We start from the raw sequence: 14,732 nt of genomic DNA, 5'->3' as shown, positions 1-14,732 counted from the left end.
TCATCGGATGGATGACAGCGCGGTCAGGCGACCGGCTCGCCGAAGTCGGCGGTCGTGGGAAGCTGCCACTCGAACCCGCGCGCGGTCTCGACGTACTCGGGCCACGGCAGGTCGACCGGCGGCGCGAAGTCGCGCGGCAGCAGCGGAGCGTGGTACGCCTCCGGCGCGGCCTCGCGGTTGACCTCGAACTCCTCCCGGGCGCTCTTCAGCAGGTCCGGATCGTCGATGAGGCACAGCGCGGTCGCCGCGATGACCGACCCCGCGTACGACCACACCGGGTCGATCGCGGCGGGCAGGCCGTTCATGGCGTTGTTGGCCCAGTGCGTCACATCCCCGTTGACCGCCTTGAGCAGCGGCTTGGCGGTGAAGAAGCGTACCGTGGGAGCGTGCCAGGAGTACTCGGTGTAGTCGTCGGCGCCGGTGCAGTCCTGCCACGGCGGCAGCGTGCGCCGGGTCTCGGCGTCCTGCTCCTGGGGGGTGACGACCCGGTGGATCTCCGGCAGGAACGGGTCCTCGCTCGGCTCGTGTCCCAGCACCCGCTCCAGTTCCCGGCCGAACTCGAACACCTCCGGGGCGAAGGCCGCCGGTCCCAACTCCGCCAGGTGGGAGAAGAGGGTCTTCGCCATCACGTGGTTCTTCAGGCCGGGCCGGGTCTTGGTCACCCAGCGCATGCTCACCTCGCAGTTGGCGAGCCCGGCCACGTGCCGGGCACTGCGCCGCAGCACCTCCAGGATCTGCTCCTGGATGCCGATCAGCGGGGAGCGCCAGCTGAACTGGATCTGGGAGATCCGCGGCGGCAGGTTGTCGGCGGTGGCGTTGGCGGCGCCCAGTACCGCCTCGTTGAGCGACCACAGCCCGGTACGCGGGAACATGTTCTCCTTCGCGTACTTGGTGGCGGTCAGCATCAGCCCCAGCGCGTCCACGGCCCCGGGGGAGCGGACGGAGTTGTGCGCCCCGGCGCCGAACACCTCGCTGGACACCCATGCCGGAGCGTCGGTGCTCTGCCCCTCGGCGCACTGGAAGGTGAACACCACGCTCCAGTACAGGCAGTTGTGGATGTCCCACAGCGCGGTGTTCTGCACCAGCGGGTGGTAGCTGATGGCCGCGTCCAACTCGTCGTAGTAGCCCTTGGCCGCGTGGACGGCCTTGGAGCCGCAGACCTTCTCGGCGGGCTCGCCGAACAGGTGGATGCGGCCCCGGCCGCCGGTCCGCTCGATGGCGCGCTTGGCGGCCAGCGCCCCGGCCAGCGCCCCCACGCCCAGCGCGCTGTGCGCGTCGGTGAATCCGGGCGCCCACGGGTGCAGCCCCTCGCGCGGCTTGCGGTAGGGCACCGTGTCCTGGGAGTGGCCGGGGGAGGCGTCGTACTCGGCGTACAGTCCGATGTCGGGCCCGTCGTCGCCCCACACGGCGTGGAAGGCCGTGGGCATCCCGCCGGAGCCCGTCTCCACCTCGAAGCCCTCCGCCCTGAGCAGGTCGACGTAGGCGGCGGCCGAACGGTACTCCCGCCAGGCGGGCTCGGCGAACGACCAGATCCGGCGGTGGAAGTCGGACAGTTCGGAGCGGAGCGCCTCCGACTCGGTGACGGCTGCCTGCTGGCGGTCGGTCAGTGACACGTTGTTCCTTTCTCGCCCGGCGGCCGCGACCGCCGGGCACGGGTGGGTGCTGTCTCCGCGCCGCCGCGGGCGGGCGGAGGCGGGTCAGGCGGTGGGGACGATGACGGTGCTGTCCGCGGCGTCCCACTCCAGGACGACCGCGTCGCCGACGGAGCAGGGGGGAGCGCCCTCGGCGCGGTGCCGCAGCACCAGTTCCCGGCCGTCGGCGTCGCGGACCAGCAGTTTGCGGGAGTCCCCGGCGTAGATGCTGGCGGTCACGGTTCCCGGCAGGTGGCAGGCCGCGGCGGAGCCGTTGGGGGAGGAGTCGGCCCGGCGCACCCGCATCGCCCAGGGGCGGACCACGACGATCCGCTCGCTGCCCGGGGCGGGGACCGATCCGTTGACGGGAACGACGACCCGCCCGTGGGGCAGGTCCAGCACCGCCTGTCCGCGGTCGGCGCGCACCGAGGCGCGGAACAGGTTGGACTCGCCCAGGAAGTTCGCGGAGACGTCGCTGGTGGGACGGGAGTACAGGTCCTCGGGAGAGCCGTACTGCACGAGCCGGCCGTGGGACAGCAGCGCGATCCGGTCGCTCATGGTCAGCGCCTCCTCCTGGTCGTGCGTCACGTTGACGACGGTCAGGCCCAGGTCCTGGCTGAGGCGGCGGATCTCCACCTGGAGCGCCTCGCGCAGCCTGCGGTCCAGCGCGCCCAGCGGTTCGTCCATCAGCAGCAGCCGGGGACGCGAGACGATGGCGCGGGCCAGCGCCACGCGCTGCTGCTGGCCGCCCGACAGTTCCCGGGGCATGCGGTGGCCCAGTCCCTCCAGCCGCACCGCCGCCAGCGCCTCACGGACCATCGCGGGCCGCCGGGACCGCGGCACCCTGCGCATCTGCAGCGGGAAGGCGACGTTCTTCTCCACCGACATGTGCGGGAACAGCGCGTAGTTCTGGAACACCATGCCGATGTGCCGCCTGTGCACCGGCACCCCGGAGATGTCCGCGCCGTCCATCACCACCCGGCCCGCGGTGGCGTCCACGAACCCGGCGATGATGCGCAGCAGGGTGGTCTTGCCCGACCCCGAGGCGCCCAGCAGCGTCACGAACTGCCCGGGTTCGATGTCCAGGGAGACGTCGTCGACGGCGGCGAAGTCCCCGTACTCCTTGCGGATGCCGGTGAGTTGCAGTCGGGCGCCCGCCGTGGCGGGTTCCGGTGGGCCGGGGACGGTCGCGGTCGGACTGACAGCGGTCTTCATCATGACTTTCCCATCCTGAGAAGGCGAGTGACGCGGAGTCTGGGGGCCAGCAGGACCAGGCCGGCCAGCACGAGGGACACCAGGGTGAGCAGGGCCGCGACCGCCGAGATGGAGGGTTCGACGCCCGAGCGCACCTGGCTCCACATCTCGACGGGGATGGTGCGGAACTGGGGGGTGTTGAGGAACAGCGCCACCACGACCTCGTCCCAGGAGCTGACGAAGGCGAGGACACCGCCGACGAGCGCCGCGGGCGCGACCAGGGGCAGGGTGATCCGGAGCATGGTGACGGTCTGGTTCGCGCCGCTGATGCGGGCCGCCTCCTCCACGGACCGGTCCACGTTGGTCAGTGCCGCCAGGACGTTGACGAACACGAACGGCAGGCCGATCACGGCGTGGGCCACGCCCAGGCTCAGGGCGCCGCCGGTGAACCCGATCCGCGCGTAGACCAGGTAGAAGGCCAGCCCCGCCACCACCAGCGGAACCGTCATGGGGAGCACGGCCAGCACGCTGGCCAGGTGCGCCAGCGGGCCGCGGCCGCGCGAGGCCAGCAGGGCCAGGGAGGTGCCGGCGACCATGGCGATCACGGCGGCGACCAGTCCCACCTGGAGGCTGTTGGCGAACGCGGTGCTCCACGAGCGGTCCTCCAGGACCTCCTGGAACCAGCGCAGCGAGAAACCCCCGGGCGGGAACACGATCATGCTCGTCGGGTTGAACGCGGTGGCGATGACGATGACGGTGGGGGTGACCAGGAACACCGCCATCAGCACGGCGGCGATCCGCACGCCCGGTCCGGTCCTCACGACCGTCCACCTCCCTGTCCCAGGCCGAGGACGCGGCCGACGCCGACGAACCGGGCGACGATTCCCAGCACGGCGAGAACCGCGACGAACAGCATCACGGCCATGGCCGACCCCACTCCCGTGTCGAGGAACTGCTCGATCTGCATGACGATCGCCTGGCCGAGGTAGACGTCCTGGGCGCCGCCGAGCAATTGCGGGGTCACGTAGAAGCCGAGGGCCAGCACGAAGACCAGCACCGAGCCCGCGGCCACCCCGGGCAGCGACAGGGGCAGCGTCACCCGCCAGAACACCTTCCAGGGGGGTGCGCCCAACCCCTGCGCGGCACGCTCCAGGTCGGGGTCGAGCGAGCGCAGTTGGGCGTAGACGGCCAGGATCAGATAGGGCACGAGGATGTGCACCATGCCGACGTAGACCGCCAGCGGGGTGCGGATCAGCGTCAGGGGCTCCTCGGCCAGGCCGAGGTCGAGGAGCAGGGTGTTGACGACGCCCGTGTCGTTGAGGATGACCTGCCAGGCGTAGCTGCGCACCAGCAGACTGGTCCAGAACGACAGCATGAGCGACACGAACAGCAGGGAGCGCATGGTGCGGCCCACACGCGCCAGCACGTAGGCGAACGGGTAGCCCGCCAGCGCGCACAGCACGGTCACGACCACCGCCATGCGCAGGGTGGTCCAGACGGAGCCGCGGAAGATCTGGCTGCCGAGAGCCTCCGTGTAGTTGGCGGGGGAGGGGTCGGTGAGGCTCTTGACGACGACGGCGGCGAGCGGGACGGCGAAGGCCAGCACGACGAACACGAGGCCGGGGGCTCCGGCGAGACTCCAGTAGCTCGGTGCGCGTCGCGTGGCGCCGTCCCCGGGCGGATCCGGTCTCGGTGCGGCGGGGCCGGAGCGGACGGGTTCGGTCAGTGTGGTCATGAGGCCCCCTGGATCAACGGGCGTGTGGCGTTCGGGGGTCCGGGGGCGGGAGTCCGGGCGGACCCCCGCCCCCGGAGGTCGGCCGCCGAGGGCGGCGGGGAGACGCCCCTCCTAGGAGGCCAGCCATTCCGAGACGGTCTCCATGACCTCCTCGCGGTTCTCCAGCCACCAGGGGTCGTCGGGGACGATCGGGGCGTCCTCACCCTCCAGTTGGTTGGAGGTGGGGGAGTTGGCCAGGGACTCCTCGGAGACCTCCGCTCCGGGGTTGGCCGGGCCGTAGGAGATGTGGTCGGCGATCCGGCCGTTGTTCTCCGCGGAGGTGATGTGGGCGATGAGCTCCATCGCCTCGTCCTTGTTGGGCGCGCCCTTGGGGACGAACAGGTAGTCGCAGTAGTAGATCTGCTGTCCCCAGGCCAGGTCGATGGGCTGGCCCTCCTCCTGGGCCTTGGTGACGCGGCCGTTGTAGCAGTTGCCCATGACGGCCTCGCCGGAGGAGACCAGGTTGATGCACTCGGTGGCGTCCTCGAAGGCGATCAGGTCGTCCTTGAGGGGCTCCATGTAGCCGAGGGCGCGGTCCACGTCGAGCGGGTACAGGTCCTCCCGGGCCACGCCGTCGGCCAGCAGCGCGGCCTCCAGCATGCCGCGGAACCCCACGGAGCTGTCGATGGCGCGCTTGCCGGGGTGGGTCTCGGTGTCGAAGAAGTCCGCCCAGTTGGTGGGGGTGCCGGACACCTTCTCGGTGTTGTAGGCCAGCACGACGGAGAAGATGAACACCGGGACGCCCTGCTGCTCGGCGGGGAACGGGCCGTCCGCGAACTCCTCGCACGCCACGACCTCGCAGTCGATGTCCTCCAGGATCGGGTTGCCGGTGAGACCGATGTCGCTGCCGCCCTGGGCGACGTCCCAGATGACGTTGCCGGTCTCGACCATCTGCTCGATCTTGGCGTAGGTGACGGGGTCGTCCTGGACCACCTCGATGCCGGTCTCCTCGGAGAACGGGTCGAGCCAGGCGTCGGTCTCGGCCTGCTGGCCGTCGCCTCCGTAGGCGGCGAAGGTGACGGTGCGGCCGTCCGAACCGCCGCTGCCGCCGCAGGCGGTGGAGGCGAGGGCCACAGTGGCGGCCAGGGCCGCCGCTTTGATGATGGGGTGTCTCACGTCGGGTCTCCGTTTCGACTGGGGGGAGTGGTGGGGGCGCCGGCAGCGTGCGGTCGCCGGGGAGGCGGGCCGCGGCCGGTCCGCCAAGGGGTCGCGACGCGGCCACCGGCCGGTACGGCTCGGCCGGTGGGCGGTTCGGGTCACGGGCCCGCCTCCAGCCAGACGAGGGTGGGCCGGTCGCGGTCGAGCGCCTCGACCGCCTCCCGCGCCGCCGCGGCCTCGTCGGCCGCCCGCACCCCCGCGCAGCCCAGGGAGCGGGCCAGGGCGGGGAAGTCGGGGCGGGCGAGGTCGACGGCCATGGGGGCGATCGCGCGGTCGAGCATGTTCTGCCGGATCTCCCCGAAGCCGTGGTTGTCCACGACGACCACGGGCAGACCCAGGCGGAGTTCGGCGGCGGTGAGCAGTTCCTGCGGGCTGAACATGAACGCGCCGTCGCCCAGCAGGGCCACCACCGGGCGGCGCGGGTCGGCGAGTTTGGCGCCCATCGCGGCCGGAAGCCCGTAGCCGAGCGTGGAGAAGCCGGTCGGCAGCAGGAACCGGCGCGGTTCGGCGAACCGCCAGAACGGAGCGGTGCCCAGGTAGGACACCTGGGAGCTGTCGCCCACCACGACCGTGTCGGCGGGCAGCCGGGAGCGCAGCGCGTGCTGGATCGCCTCCCAGCGTCCCCCGTGCTCGCGCGCCCCGGCCAGGCAGCGCTGCCGAGCCGCCGCGGCGCGGCTCTTCCCCGAGCCTCCGCGGTCCTCGGAGCGGCCTGCGGCCAGTCCCCGCAGCAGTGCCTCGCAGGCGGGACGGGCGGCGGAGTGGAGCCGCACGTCGGCGCGCAGGTTCTTGTCGAGCTGGCCGATCTCGACGTCCACCCGGACCACCCGGCCCGAGGGCGCGAGCCGGTCGGGGACCTCGGCGTCCCCCAGTTCGCTGCCGACGACCAGCAGCACGTCGGCGGACTCCAGCAGGTCCCGGGCCCCCGCGGCGCCGACGAAGGCCCCCACCGACAGGGGGTGGTCCTCGTCGAAGACCCCCTTGCCCGCGGTGGTGGTGACCACGGGCGCGTCGAGGAGTTCGGCGACGGCGCGCAGCGGGACGGCCGCGTCCAGCGCGCCTCCCCCGGTCACCACGACCGGGGAGCGCGCCCGCCCCAGCAGGTCCAGCGCCTCGGCGAGCGGCCCGGGCGAGGGGGTCGGGGGAGGGCACGGCTGCACGGCGGGGACGGGACCGTCCTCCCACGCGGCCTCCAGCACGTCCAGCGGAATCTCGATGTGCACCGGCCGGGGGCGTTCCACGGCCCAGCGCGCGAAGGTCTCGCAGACCGCGGCCACCGCGGCCTGCGGGGTGCCGCAGCGCACACTGCGGGCCACGACGGCGTCGGCGGCGGCCCGCTGGTCCTTGACCTCGTGGAGCCAGCCGTAGTCGGCCCGTTCCCGGCCGGTGGGCGCCCCGGGGGACAGCACCAGGAGCGGGACCGAGTCGGCGTGGGCCGTGCCCAGCGCGGTGAAGGCGTTGAGCAGGCCGGGACCGCTGGTGGTGATGACCACGCCGGGGCGGCCGGTGGCGCGGGCGTAGCCGTCCGCGGCGTACCCCGCCCCCTGCTCGTGCCGGGGCGCCACGTGGGTGATCGGCGATCGCGACAGTCCCCGGTACAGCTCCAGGTTGTGGGTGCCCGGAATACCGAAGACCAGGTCGACGCCGTTGGCCTCCAGGGCCGCGATCACGGCGGTCCCGGTGGTGGTCGGGGGTGCGGGTCGGCTCATCGTCACCGTCTTTCGGGGGGTGGCGGGTCAGGCCGCCAGGCGGCGGAACCTGCTGCCGTGGAACACCAGTGGGGCGACCGCCGGTGCGGCCTGGATCGCCTGTACGGAGAGCAGGGCGATGACGTGGTCGCCCGCGGTGATCTCCTCCTCCACCCCGCAGTCCAGCCAGGCGGCGGCGTCGTTGAGGACGACCGAACCGTTCGGCAGGGCGGTCCAGTCCACCCCGGCGAAGCGGTCGACGTCGCGGGCGGAGAGTTGCCGGCAGATCGCGCCGTGCTCGGAGTTGAGCACGCTGACGCCGATGCGGGTGGAGCGGCGCAGGGCGGGCCAGGTGGTGGAGGTGCGCGCCACGCACACCGACACCAGCGGTGGGTCCAGCGAGACGGAGGTGAAGGTGCTGGCGGCCATGCCGACGGGGCCTCCGTCGACCAGTGCGCACACGGCGGTCACCCCGCTGGGAAAGCAGCCGAAGGCGCGGCGCAGTTCGACCGGGTCGAACGTGTTCGATGTCGTGGTCACGGGGTCACCGCCTCGGGGCGCGCGGGCAGGTGGGCGCGGGCCGACTCCAGCCACGGCCCCAGCGCCTCGGGGGAGCGGTAGTCGCTGTCGAGCAGGTAGAGACCCCGTGCCGGGCAGGTCGCCCCCAGCTCCACCAGGACCGGTCTGAGGAGCAGTTCCGGCGCCAGGGCGTGGTGCGGTCCGGCGCCCAGCATCAGGGGGAAGGCCGTCGTCGCGGCGAGCCCTCCCGGGGGGAACTGGTCGAGGAACAGCTTGAGCAGTCCCGTGTAGGCGGCCTTGAAGGTGGGACTGGCCACCACGAGCACGTCGGCGGCGCACGCCGCCTCCACGGCCCGCCGCACGTCCGGGTCCTTCCAGCCGAGCAGCCCGGCGCCCAGGTCGACCACGTCGACGACGGTCTCGGGCGGGGAGCCGGTCAGTTCCGCGGCGACGTTGACCGCCGCCTCCAGGGTGCGGGACCGGGGTTTGGGGTTGCCCACCACGACGGTGGTTCGCACGTCGTACCTCCTTGACGATCGAGGGGTGTCATCCCGTGATCGGATGACAGTGCGGAAAGGTGTGCGGCTGCTCAGAACTCCAGGAGGTTGTCGCGCAGGTGCGCGTGGCTGTAGGCGCTCCGGGTCAGGCCGCGCCGCTGGAGGGCGGGCACCAGGCCGTCGGCGACCTCGGTGACGGTCCGCCAGTTGAGGTTGGGGCTGACGAACAGGAACCCGTCCCCGCCGACCTCCTCCATGACCTCGCCCATCTGCGCGGCGACGTCGTCGGGGGTGCCGACCAGGGGGACGGACTCGTTGCCGCTCCTGGTGGCGATCGCCTCGCGCAGCGTCCTGTCCCGGCCGGCCTTGAGGAAGTCGGCCAGCGTGCTCTGGTGTCCGTTGGTGCTCAGTTCGACGTCGCCCAGCGGCTGGTCGATGTCGAAGACCGAGAAGTCGATGTTGGTCACCTTGGACAGGTGGGCGAGGCTGATCTCGGCGCGTTCCAGCGCGGCCAGGTCCCGTTGGCGCTTCAGTTCGGCGGCCTCCTCCCGGGTCTGCCCGATGACCGGGGAGACCAGGAAGAGGACCTTGCAGTCGTCGGGCTTGCGGCCGTGCTCCTCCATCAGGGAGCGGACGTCGTCGCGGTAGGCCTTCATCGCCGCCACTCCGGGGACGGAGGCGATGATGGTCTCGGCGTAGCGGGACGCGAACCGGCGACCGCGCGGCGACCCTCCGGCCTGGGCGATGACGGCACGGCCCTGCGGCAGCGGTCCGGAGTTGAGGGGGCCCCGCGAGGAGTAGTGCTCGCCCCTGAAGTCGATGGGGCGCACCTTCGCCGGATCGGCGAAGACCCCGCTCCCCCGGTCGGCCAGGATCGCGTCGGGCTCCCAGGAGTCCCACAGGCCGAAGACGACCTCCATGAACTCGTCGGCCATGTCGTAGCGCAGGTCGTGCTCGGGCATCCCGGGCATGCCGAAGTTCTGCGCCGCGCGGTCGGAGCTGCCGGTGACCATGTTCCAGCCGATGCGCCCGTCGGAGACCTGGTCGAGGGTGCCGATGAGGCGGGCCAGCTGGTACGGGTGGTACTGGAAGGTGCCCAGGGTGGGCACGATCCCGATCCGGGAGGTGGCCTGGACGAGCAGGCTCGCCACCACCACCGGATCCTGGCGCGGTGTGGCTATCGCGTTCTTGAGGTAGATCTCCATCGAGCCGCCGTAGCTGTCGGCGACGTAGGAGGAGTCCTCCAGCAGGATGTAGTCGAAGCAGGCGCGTTCCAGCGCGCGGGCCATGTCCACGAACAGGTCCTGTCTGGCCCAGTTCGCGCCGCTGCTTCCGGTCCACGGCTGGCCCCACGCCTGCGCGTTGGAGCCTTCGAGGAACCATCCCAGGTGGAAACGTCCGGCTGACATCGCTCTCCTTTGCCGATGGTGCCGCTCCGGTGTCCCACCGGGGCGCACGACTAGGACAGCTCTGGAACGTTTCGTTTGACGACTTACCGTGTTTCTTGTCGATTAATTGATTGATCTGGCCGATTTGGTGAGTGTTTTTTTGGATCTTTCGAGACGGATGAGCGATTTTTCGTTGAGGGCGGTGTGCGGCGGCCGACGCGGGGCGTCCGGGGCGCTCCGGCGTCTCCGGGGCCCGGAGGTGTCGACAGGTGTCGAAGCGTCGACAGAGGAGGCGGCGACACCGGAGACCGCGTCTGGGATGGAGCGATGTTGCCGGTGTCGACGGGGTTCTGTGTGTGGACGGTTGCGTGTACGTGGTTGGGGAGAGCCCCGGAGAGTGGTTCCCACGGGAACAGGGTTCGGCGGACTGCAGCGAACGTCCGCGGTTGCTGTACGGGTTGCCGCACCTGGGTGCGGCAACAGCGAGGGCGTACACCCGGTGGGATGTACGCCCTGGTCGCCGTGTGCGCGCCCGGCAGGATTCGAACCTGCGACCATCGGATTAGAAGTCCGGTGCTCTATCCACTGAGCTACGGGCGCTCGGATTCAGTTGTGCCGACGCGCTCCCGCGACGGCCGTGCCGTCCGGGCGGACGGCGCCGACGTGCCGGAAGGCGATCCGGAGTCGGAGCGACATTCTAGGGGATAACGCCGATCTCGCTCATGATCGCACGAAATCGTAGCAACCAGAGCCATACGTCGTCATGGTTCTTTATCGCACGCTCCTCGCCGAACCTTCCGGTACGGCACCATCGACCACGTTACCCTCCGGCTGTGTCGGTGACGGTGCGCGACAATGGTGTTTCGTGGTGCCGGAGGCGCCGCGCGACAGCGCCTCCCACCGGCTCACCAGGCCCAGTACTGGCCGTACCAGTCGAGGAGCAGGACGAGGCAGACGACATCCACTGCGGCCCCCTTTTCCGTTCCGACGCGGGACAGGCGGGGGGTGCGAAGCGTGACTTTGGCATTACTATAAGTGGTGACCTGCTGTTTTGTCCTCCCATCCCGCCATCCGGTCGAGTTCCGGTCCGCCCGTGGGCGCCGTGGCGTGTCCACCGCGGACGCCGGGACCCGCGCCGCGTCCGCCGCCCCGGACGGAACGGTCCGGCGGCGGCGCTCTAGGGTCGGGGCATGCGCAAGAAGCGGCGGACGGCCCGGGGGCGGGCGCGGGCACTGGGCATACTGGCGGGGGTCGCGCTGGACCGCGTGGTCGCCGACCCCCGGCGGGGGCACCCGGTCGCGCTGTTCGGAAGCGCGGCGGCACGGCTGGAACGCCTGCTGTACGCCCCCAGCCGACCGCGCGGAGCGGTGTTCACCGCCGCGGCCGTGGCCCCGGTCACGGCCGCGGGGGCGCTCGCCTGCGCACGCGCGGGCCACGGGCGTGCCTTCGCGGTCACCGCCGCGGCCACCTGGGCCGTCGTCGGCGGGGCCATGCTGGAGCGGGAGGCCGAGGCCATGGCCGACGCGCTGGAGGCGGGCGACGTGGCCGCGGCGCGGCGGCGGCTGCCGCACCTGTGCGGACGCGACCCCAGCGGACTCGACGCGGACGCGCTGGCCCGCGCCACCGTCGAGTCGGTGGCCGAGAACACCTCCGACGCCGTCGTCGCGCCCCTGGTGTGGGGCGCCCTGCTGGGCCCCGCCGGACTGCTCGGCTACCGCGCGGTCAACACCCTGGACGCCATGGTCGGCCACCGGTCCCGGCGCTACGAGCGGTTCGGCTGGGCGGCGGCGCGGCTGGACGACGTCGCCAACTGGGCTCCGGCCCGGCTGACCGCGTTGCTGGCGGTGGCCGCCGCCCCCGTGGTCGGCGGCGACCCGCGCCGGGCCTGGCGCACCTGCCTCCGCTACGGCGACCGCCACCCCAGCCCCAACGCGGGCCCGTGCGAGTCGGCGTTCGCCGGAGCGCTCGGCGTCCGGCTCGGCGGACGCAACGTCTACGGGGAAAGGGTCGAGGAGCGCCCCCGGCTCGGCGACGGCCGTCCCCCCGAGGTCGGCGACATCCGCCGCGCGGTGCGCCTGACCCGCGCCGTCACCACGGGAGCGGCCCTGCTCAGCGCGGTCGCGGCCGGAATCCTCGCGGGTTCGTCCACACGGCGCGGAAAACGGGGGTGAACTGATCGCCGTGGCGGGTAGCTTTAGAGATACCCGCCACAGAAGCAGGAGCTGATATGTCGGTGTGGGTTGTCTGGTTGGTCGTGGCCGTCGCTCTGGGAATCGCCGAACTGTTCACCCTCACTCTCGCTCTGGGGCTCCTCGCGGCGGCGGCACTGATCGCGGGTGTGGTGGGAGCCGTCGGAGTCGGCCTGGCCGGACAGGTCGTGGCGTTCCTGGCGGCCTCGGCGGCCGGACTGCTCGTCGTCCGTCCGATCGCCCGCCGCCACATGGCCCAGCCCCCGCTGCTGCGTTCGGGCGCCGACGCACTGGTGGGAAAGAGCGCGCTCGTCATAGAGGAGGTCACCGGCGACGGCGGCAGGATCAGGCTCTCCGGTGAGGAGTGGTCGGCCCGCTGCCTCGACGAGACGCTCACCATCCCCGCCGGAGTCCACGTCGACGTCATGGAGATCGAAGGCGCCACCGCGGTGGTCTACCCCCGGGAGGCTCTGCCGTGACACCGGGCCCGTGAAGGACCCGCCCCCGAGCCTTCACGGACGTCCACCCCTTCAGACCCGGGGAAGACACCGAAGGAGGAATGACAACCGCCATGGGTACGGAAATCGTCCTCATCACTCTCGCGGTCCTCGTGGTTCTGGGCGTGATGTCCACCGTGCGGATCGTCCCCCAGGCCCGCGCCTACAACATCGAACGCTTCGGACGCTACCTGCGCACCCTGCAACCGGGGCTGAACTTCATCATCCCGGTCGTCGACCGGGTCAACACCAAGTTCGACCTCCGCGAGCAGGTGTTCTCCTCCCGGCCCCAGCCGGTGATCACCGAGGACAACCTGGTGGTCAACATCGACACCGTCCTCTACTACCAGATCACCGACCCCCGGGCCGCCGCCTACGAGGTGGCCAACTACCTCCAGGCCATCGACCAGCTCACCATCACCACACTGCGCAACGTCATCGGCGGCATGGACCTGGAGCGCACCCTCACCTCGCGCGAGGAGATCAACTCGCGGCTGCGCGGCGTGCTCGACGACGCCACCGGCAAGTGGGGGATCCGGGTCAACCGCGTCGAGATCAAGGCCATCGACCCGCCGCCCACCATCAAGGAGGCGATGGAGAAGCAGATGCGGGCCGAACGCGACAAGCGAGCCGTCATCCTGCACGCCGAGGGAGAGCGCCAGTCCCGCATCCTCACCGCCGAAGGCGCCCGCCAGCAGGCCATCCTGGAGGCGCAGGGCGAGCAGCAGGCCGCCATCCTGCGCGCCGACGGCGAGGCCAAGGCCATCGAGCGGGTGTTCCGGGCGGTGCACGCCAACAACGCCGACTCCAAGCTGCTGGCCTACAAGTACCTGGAGACGCTGCCGACGCTCGCCCAGGGCGAGGGCAACACCTTCTGGGTCATCCCCGGCGAGCTCACCCAGGCCGTCCAGAACCTCAGCAGGGCGTTCGCTCCCTCCGCCGACGGCGACCGCGCCGAGTCCGCCCCCGAGGAGACGGAGCGCGAGGACGAGGAGGCGGGGGCGACCCCGGAGCTCACCTCGGGCCAGGAGGGCGGCGCCGACGCGCTGCGCGCCGTCGACCAGGCCGCCGACAGCGCGGCCGAGGCGGTGGCCGAGGCCAAGGCCGAGGCGCAGGCGGCGGCGGGACCGGCGGGCCTGCCCGAACGGGGGCGCGGCGAACGGTGAGTCGACGGCCGTGCCGGCCGCGGGCCGCCGGCTCACCGCCGGGCAGGTCCTAGACCAGCAGCAGCTTGCCAGTGGTCGCCCGGGAGGCGAGGTCGGTGTGCGCGCGGTGCGCCTCGGCCAGCGGGTAGTGCCCGCCCACGTGCACGGCGAGCCCGCCGGTCGAGACCAGACCGAGCACGTCGGAGGAGCGTTCCAGCAACTCCTCCCGGGTCCTGGTGTAGTGGCCCAGGGACGGCCGGGTCAGGTAGACCGATCCGGCCGCGTTCAACCGCTGCGGGTCGAACGGCGGGACGACGCCGCTGGACTGCCCGAACAGCACGAGCACCCCGCGGGGACGCAGGCAGGCCAGGCTCGCGTCGAAGGTGGCGGCGCCCACACCGTCGTAGACCACGGGCACGCCCTCGCCGTCGGTCAGCCGCCGGACCTCCTCGACCACGTCGAACTCGGTGTAGCGGACGATCTCGTCGGCTCCCGCCTCGCGGGCCTGACGCTCCTTGGCCTCGGTGGACACCGTGCCGATCACCCGGGCGCCGCGCATCTTGGCGAGCTGGGTGATGAGCTGGCCCGTCCCACCGGCCGCCGCGTGCACCAGCACGGTGTCGCCGCTCTGCACGGGATAGGTCGAGTGGGTCAGGTAGTGGGCGGTGAGCCCCTGGAGCAGGACCGCGGCGGCCTGGTCGGTGGAGACGCCGTCGGGGACCGGGACGAGGTTGTCGGCGTCGACGACGGCGCGCTCGGCGTAGGAGCCCCGGAACGCCACCGACGCCACCCGCGAGCCGACGGTCACCCCGCTGACGCCCTCACCGACGGCGCTGACGACGCCCGCGCCCTCGCTGCCGGGAATCCACGGGGTGGGCACCGGGTAGACGCCGGAGCGCTGGTAGATCTCGATGAAGTTGACCCCGCGGGCCGCCAGGTCGACGACGACCTGGCCGGGACCGGGCACCGGGTCGGGCGCCTCGGCGGGACGCAGGACCTCGGGGCCGCCGGTCTCCTCGACAACGATGGCGCGCATGCGTGGCCTCCTCGAAACT

At 72.0% G+C, this 14,732-nt stretch carries 13 protein-coding genes and 1 tRNA gene; 3 read left to right on the top strand and 11 right to left on the bottom strand.

From position 1 onward, the window contains the following. Positions 1-23: 23 nt before the first annotated feature. From NI17_RS13970 to NI17_RS13925, 10 genes are all read right to left on the bottom strand, one after another. Positions 24-1,613 carry a zinc-binding metallopeptidase family protein gene (locus tag NI17_RS13970; RefSeq protein WP_084012438.1) on the bottom strand — a complete coding sequence of 530 codons (1,590 nt, stop codon included), beginning with the start codon at positions 1,611-1,613 and terminating at the stop codon, positions 24-26. 84 nt (positions 1,614-1,697) lie between these two features. After that, a complete protein-coding gene (locus NI17_RS13965) occupies positions 1,698-2,849 on the bottom strand; it encodes an ABC transporter ATP-binding protein (RefSeq protein ID WP_211329448.1) in 1,152 nt (383 codons plus the stop codon). Then, positions 2,846-3,646, bottom strand: a complete 801-nt coding sequence (locus NI17_RS13960; protein ID WP_068688737.1) for an ABC transporter permease — start codon at positions 3,644-3,646, stop codon at positions 2,846-2,848. Before NI17_RS13960 ends, NI17_RS13965 begins: the two co-directional genes overlap by 4 nt. Beyond that, positions 3,643-4,560: an ABC transporter permease gene (locus NI17_RS13955; RefSeq protein ID WP_068688739.1), complete on the bottom strand. Its 918-nt coding sequence runs from the start codon at positions 4,558-4,560 to the stop codon at positions 3,643-3,645. Before NI17_RS13955 ends, NI17_RS13960 begins: the two co-directional genes overlap by 4 nt. Positions 4,561-4,671: 111 nt before the next feature. Continuing rightward, positions 4,672-5,715, bottom strand: coding sequence for an ABC transporter substrate-binding protein (locus NI17_RS13950; protein WP_068688740.1), 1,044 nt, complete (start codon positions 5,713-5,715; stop codon positions 4,672-4,674). Between the two features lie 140 nt (positions 5,716-5,855). Further along, a complete protein-coding gene (locus NI17_RS13945; RefSeq protein ID WP_068688742.1) occupies positions 5,856-7,463 on the bottom strand; it encodes a thiamine pyrophosphate-binding protein in 1,608 nt (535 codons plus the stop codon). 27 nt (positions 7,464-7,490) lie between these two features. After that, positions 7,491-7,982, bottom strand: coding sequence for a flavin reductase family protein (locus tag NI17_RS13940; protein ID WP_068688744.1), 492 nt, complete (start codon positions 7,980-7,982; stop codon positions 7,491-7,493). Further along, positions 7,979-8,479 carry an NADPH-dependent FMN reductase gene (locus tag NI17_RS13935; RefSeq protein WP_068688745.1) on the bottom strand — a complete coding sequence of 167 codons (501 nt, stop codon included), beginning with the start codon at positions 8,477-8,479 and terminating at the stop codon, positions 7,979-7,981. Before NI17_RS13935 ends, NI17_RS13940 begins: the two co-directional genes overlap by 4 nt. Before the next feature lie 71 nt (positions 8,480-8,550). Next, positions 8,551-9,867, bottom strand: a complete 1,317-nt coding sequence (locus NI17_RS13930) for an NtaA/DmoA family FMN-dependent monooxygenase (protein ID WP_068688752.1) — start codon at positions 9,865-9,867, stop codon at positions 8,551-8,553. Between the two features lie 506 nt (positions 9,868-10,373). Next, a tRNA-Arg gene (locus NI17_RS13925) sits at positions 10,374-10,446 on the bottom strand. A gap of 590 nt (positions 10,447-11,036) precedes the next feature. Between NI17_RS13925 and NI17_RS13920 the strand changes: the two genes are divergently transcribed. The 3 genes from NI17_RS13920 (at position 11,037) to NI17_RS13910 (ending at position 13,698) form a co-directional block, all read left to right on the top strand. Further along, a complete protein-coding gene (locus NI17_RS13920; RefSeq protein WP_068688754.1) occupies positions 11,037-12,017 on the top strand; it encodes a cobalamin biosynthesis protein in 981 nt (326 codons plus the stop codon). Between the two features lie 56 nt (positions 12,018-12,073). After that, complete coding sequence (locus tag NI17_RS13915; RefSeq protein WP_068688756.1) at positions 12,074-12,514, top strand: NfeD family protein; 441 nt, start codon at positions 12,074-12,076, stop codon at positions 12,512-12,514. 92 nt (positions 12,515-12,606) lie between these two features. Further along, the gene (locus NI17_RS13910; protein WP_068688758.1) at positions 12,607-13,698 is read left to right on the top strand and encodes an SPFH domain-containing protein; all 1,092 of its coding nucleotides are present in this window, start codon (positions 12,607-12,609) and stop codon (positions 13,696-13,698) included. Positions 13,699-13,747: 49 nt separating this feature from the next. On the opposite strand, the gene NI17_RS13905 is transcribed toward NI17_RS13910, so the two are convergent. After that, the gene (locus NI17_RS13905; protein ID WP_068688759.1) at positions 13,748-14,713 is read right to left on the bottom strand and encodes a quinone oxidoreductase family protein; all 966 of its coding nucleotides are present in this window, start codon (positions 14,711-14,713) and stop codon (positions 13,748-13,750) included. Between the last annotated feature and the right edge of the window lie 19 nt (positions 14,714-14,732).

It is taken from the genome of Thermobifida halotolerans, from assembly GCF_003574835.2.
GTDB lineage: Bacteria > Actinomycetota > Actinomycetes > Streptosporangiales > Streptosporangiaceae > Thermobifida > Thermobifida halotolerans.
This window is presented reverse-complemented; position numbering and strand designations above follow the sequence as displayed.